The sequence below is a fragment of the Streptococcus sp. OH4692_COT-348 genome (genome assembly GCF_003859975.1).
In the GTDB taxonomy this organism is placed as follows: domain Bacteria; phylum Bacillota; class Bacilli; order Lactobacillales; family Streptococcaceae; genus Streptococcus.
In genome coordinates this window covers 1-5019 of the sequence record NZ_RQZB01000025.1, presented here as the reverse complement: position 1 = coordinate 5019, position 5019 = coordinate 1, and the positions used below count along the sequence as shown (strand labels likewise).

The window sequence follows — 5019 nt, the reverse complement described above, 5'->3', positions numbered from 1 at the left end:
AGCTAAGCGACTTCCATATCTCACAGGGGGCAACCCCCAACTACTTCCGGCGTTCTAGGGCTTAACTTCTGTGTTCGGCATGGGTACAGGTGTATCTCCTAGGCTATCGTCACTTAACTCTGAGTAATACCTACTCAAAATTGAATATCTATTCAAACCAAGAAAACCGTTCGCTTTCATATTCTCAGTTACTTTGGATAAGTCCTCGAGCTATTAGTATTAGTCCGCTACATGTGTCGCCACACTTCCACTTCTAACCTATCTACCTGATCATCTCTCAGGGCTCTTACTGATATAAAATCATGGGAAATCTCATCTTGAGGTGGGTTTCACACTTAGATGCTTTCAGCGTTTATCCCTTCCCTACATAGCTACCCAGCGATGCCTTTGGCAAGACAACTGGTACACCAGCGGTAAGTCCACTCTGGTCCTCTCGTACTAGGAGCAGATCCTCTCAAATTTCCTACGCCCGCGACGGATAGGGACCGAACTGTCTCACGACGTTCTGAACCCAGCTCGCGTGCCGCTTTAATGGGCGAACAGCCCAACCCTTGGGACCGACTACAGCCCCAGGATGCGACGAGCCGACATCGAGGTGCCAAACCTCCCCGTCGATGTGAACTCTTGGGGGAGATAAGCCTGTTATCCCCAGGGTAGCTTTTATCCGTTGAGCGATGGCCCTTCCATACGGAACCACCGGATCACTAAGCCCGACTTTCGTCCCTGCTCGAGTTGTAGCTCTCGCAGTCAAGCTCCCTTATACCTTTACACTCTGCGAATGATTTCCAACCATTCTGAGGGAACCTTTGGGCGCCTCCGTTACCTTTTAGGAGGCGACCGCCCCAGTCAAACTGCCCGTCAGACACTGTCTCCGATAGGGATCACCTATCTGGGTTAGAGTGGCCATAACACAAGGGTAGTATCCCAACAACGTCTCCTTCGAAACTGGCGTCCCGATCTCTTAGACTCCTACCTATCCTGTACATGTGGTACAGACACTCAATATCAAACTGCAGTAAAGCTCCATGGGGTCTTTCCGTCCTGTCGCGGGTAACCTGCATCTTCACAGGTACTAAAATTTCACCGAGTCTCTCGTTGAGACAGTGCCCAAATCATTACGCCTTTCGTGCGGGTCGGAACTTACCCGACAAGGAATTTCGCTACCTTAGGACCGTTATAGTTACGGCCGCCGTTTACTGGGGCTTCAATTCATACCTTCGCTTACGCTAAGCACTCCTCTTAACCTTCCAGCACCGGGCAGGCGTCACCCCCTATACATCATCTTACGATTTAGCAGAGAGCTGTGTTTTTGATAAACAGTTGCTTGGGCCTATTCACTGCGGCTGACGTAAAGTCAGCACCCCTTCTCCCGAAGTTACGGGGTCATTTTGCCGAGTTCCTTAACGAGAGTTCTCTCGCTCACCTGAGGCTACTCGCCTCGACTACCTGTGTCGGTTTGCGGTACGGGTAGAGTATGTTTAAACGCTAGAAGCTTTTCTTGGCAGTGTGACGTCACTAACTTCGCTACTAAACTTCGCTCCCCATCACAGCTCAATGTTATAGATATAAGCATTTGACTCATATCACACCTCACTGCTTAGACAGACACTTCCAATCGTCTGCTTTAGTTAGCCTACTGCGTCCCTCCATCACTACATACTCTAGTACAGGAATATCAACCTGTTGTCCATCGGATACACCTTTCGGTCTCTCCTTAGGTCCCGACTAACCCAGGGCGGACGAGCCTTCCCCTGGAAACCTTAGTCTTACGGTGGACAGGATTCTCACCTGTCTTTCGCTACTCATACCGGCATTCTCACTTCTATGCGTTCCAGCACTCCTCACGGTATACCTTCATCACACATAGAACGCTCTCCTACCATACCTATAAAGGTATCCACAGCTTCGGTAAATTGTTTTAGCCCCGGTACATTTTCGGCGCAGGGTCACTCGACTAGTGAGCTATTACGCACTCTTTGAATGAATAGCTGCTTCTAAGCTAACATCCTAGTTGTCTGTGCAACCCCACATCCTTTTCCACTTAACAATTATTTTGGGACCTTAGCTGGTGGTCTGGGCTGTTTCCCTTTCGACTACGGATCTTAGCACTCGCAGTCTGACTGCCGACCATAATTCATTGGCATTCGGAGTTTATCTGAGATTGGTAATCCGGGATGGACCCCTCACCCAAACAGTGCTCTACCTCCAAGAATCTCTAATGTCGACGCTAGCCCTAAAGCTATTTCGGAGAGAACCAGCTATCTCCAAGTTCGTTTGGAATTTCTCCGCTACCCACAAGTCATCCAAGCACTTTTCAACGTGCCCTGGTTCGGTCCTCCAGTGCGTCTTACCGCACCTTCAACCTGCTCATGGGTAGGTCACATGGTTTCGGGTCTACGTCATGATACTAAGGCGCCCTATTCAGACTCGGTTTCCCTACGGCTCCGTCTCTTCAACTTAACCTCGCATCATAACGTAACTCGCCGGTTCATTCTACAAAAGGCACGCTCTCACCCATTAACGGGCTCGAACTTGTTGTAGGCACACGGTTTCAGGTTCTATTTCACTCCCCTCCCGGGGTGCTTTTCACCTTTCCCTCACGGTACTGGTTCACTATCGGTCACTAGGGAGTATTTAGGGTTGGGAGATGGTCCTCCCAGATTCCGACGGGATTTCACGTGTCCCGCCGTACTCAGGATACTGCTAGGTACAAAGACTATTTTAAATACGAGGCTATTACTCTCTTTGGCTGATCTTCCCAAATCATTCTTCTATAATCTTTGAGTCCACATTGCAGTCCTACAACCCCGAAGAGTAAACTCTTCGGTTTGCCCTCCTGCCGTTTCGCTCGCCGCTACTAAGGCAATCGCTTTTGCTTTCTCTTCCTGCAGCTACTTAGATGTTTCAGTTCACTGCGTCTTCCTCCTCACATCCTTAACAGATGCAGGTAACAGGTAGTACCTGTTGGGTTCCCCCATTCGGAAATCCCTGGATCATCGCTTACTTACAGCTACCCAAGGCATATCGTCGTTTGTCACGTCCTTCTTCGGCTCCTAGTGCCAAGGCATCCACCGTGCGCCCTTATTAACTTAACCTTATTTTTTTGACCTTTCAGTCATAAACTCTTATTAATACTACAGCGTTTTCGGTTTATTTTCTTGTTACTATTTGATATAGATATTCAATTTTCAATGTGCATTACTTGGTGATCTCTCACCAATGGAGCCTAGCGGGATCGAACCGCTGACCTCCTGCGTGCAAAGCAGGCGCTCTCCCAGCTGAGCTAAGGCCCCACAAGACCTCTCAAGACTAAACAAGACCAATGTGCAGTTCCTTATCCTTAGAAAGGAGGTGATCCAGCCGCACCTTCCGATACGGCTACCTTGTTACGACTTCACCCCAATCATCTATCCCACCTTAGGCGGCTGGCTCCTTACGGTTACCTCACCGACTTCGGGTGTTACAAACTCTCGTGGTGTGACGGGCGGTGTGTACAAGGCCCGGGAACGTATTCACCGCGGCGTGCTGATCCGCGATTACTAGCGATTCCGACTTCATGTAGGCGAGTTGCAGCCTACAATCCGAACTGAGACTGGCTTTAAGAGATTAGCTTGCCGTCACCGGCTTGCGACTCGTTGTACCAGCCATTGTAGCACGTGTGTAGCCCAGGTCATAAGGGGCATGATGATTTGACGTCATCCCCACCTTCCTCCGGTTTATTACCGGCAGTCTCGCTAGAGTGCCCAACTGAATGATGGCAACTAACAATAGGGGTTGCGCTCGTTGCGGGACTTAACCCAACATCTCACGACACGAGCTGACGACAACCATGCACCACCTGTCACCTCTGTCCCGAAGGAAATCTCTATCTCTAGAGAGGTCAGAGGGATGTCAAGACCTGGTAAGGTTCTTCGCGTTGCTTCGAATTAAACCACATGCTCCACCGCTTGTGCGGGCCCCCGTCAATTCCTTTGAGTTTCAACCTTGCGGTCGTACTCCCCAGGCGGAGTGCTTAATGCGTTAGCTACGGCACTAAACCCCGGAAAGGGTCTAACACCTAGCACTCATCGTTTACGGCGTGGACTACCAGGGTATCTAATCCTGTTTGCTCCCCACGCTTTCGAGCCTCAGCGTCAGTTACAAGCCAGAGAGCCGCTTTCGCCACCGGTGTTCCTCCATATATCTACGCATTTCACCGCTACACATGGAATTCCACTCTCCCCTCTTGCACTCAAGTTAAACAGTTTCCAAAGCGTACTATGGTTAAGCCACAGCCTTTAACTTCAGACTTATCTAACCGCCTGCGCTCGCTTTACGCCCAATAAATCCGGACAACGCTCGGGACCTACGTATTACCGCGGCTGCTGGCACGTAGTTAGCCGTCCCTTTCTGGTAAGATACCGTCACAGTGTGAACTTTCCACTCTCACACTCGTTCTTCTCTTACAACAGAGCTTTACGATCCGAAAACCTTCTTCACTCACGCGGCGTTGCTCGGTCAGACTTCCGTCCATTGCCGAAGATTCCCTACTGCTGCCTCCCGTAGGAGTCTGGGCCGTGTCTCAGTCCCAGTGTGGCCGATCACCCTCTCAGGTCGGCTATGTATCGTCGCCTTGGTGAGCCGTTACCCCACCAACTAGCTAATACAACGCAGGTCCATCTGGTAGTGATGCAATTGCACCTTTTAAGTAAATGTCATGCAACATCTACTCTTATGCGGTATTAGCTATCGTTTCCAATAGTTATCCCCCGCTACCAGGCAGGTTACCTACGCGTTACTCACCCGTTCGCAACTCATCCAGAGAAGCAAGCTCCTCCTTCAGCGTTCTACTTGCATGTATTAGGCACGCCGCCAGCGTTCGTCCTGAGCCAGGATCAAACTCTCATTAAAAGTTTGAGTTCTCACTCATTTCTGTCACTGACAGATTTATTGTTTTTTCATTGTTCAGTACTACAACCTTAGTTGTAGTGCCCTGCACATTGGTTCGTCTTGTTCAGTTTTCAAAGGTCTTTGTCACTC

1 tRNA gene and 3 rRNA genes are annotated in these 5019 nt (G+C 49.8%); all 4 read right to left on the bottom strand.

The annotated features are described in order from the left end of the window. Position 1: 1 nt before the first annotated feature. A 5S ribosomal RNA gene (gene rrf / locus EII37_RS10595) occupies positions 2 to 117 on the bottom strand. A gap of 76 nt (positions 118 to 193) precedes the next feature. Further along, positions 194 to 3095: ribosomal RNA gene (locus tag EII37_RS10590) — 23S ribosomal RNA — on the bottom strand. A 125-nt stretch (positions 3096 to 3220) separates the two neighbouring features. After that, positions 3221 to 3293, bottom strand: a tRNA-Ala gene (locus tag EII37_RS10585). Positions 3294 to 3344: 51 nt separating this feature from the next. Further along, a 16S ribosomal RNA gene (locus EII37_RS10580) occupies positions 3345 to 4890 on the bottom strand. Together the 16S, 23S and 5S rRNA genes with 1 tRNA gene alongside form the textbook arrangement of a ribosomal RNA operon. Between the last annotated feature and the right edge of the window lie 129 nt (positions 4891 to 5019).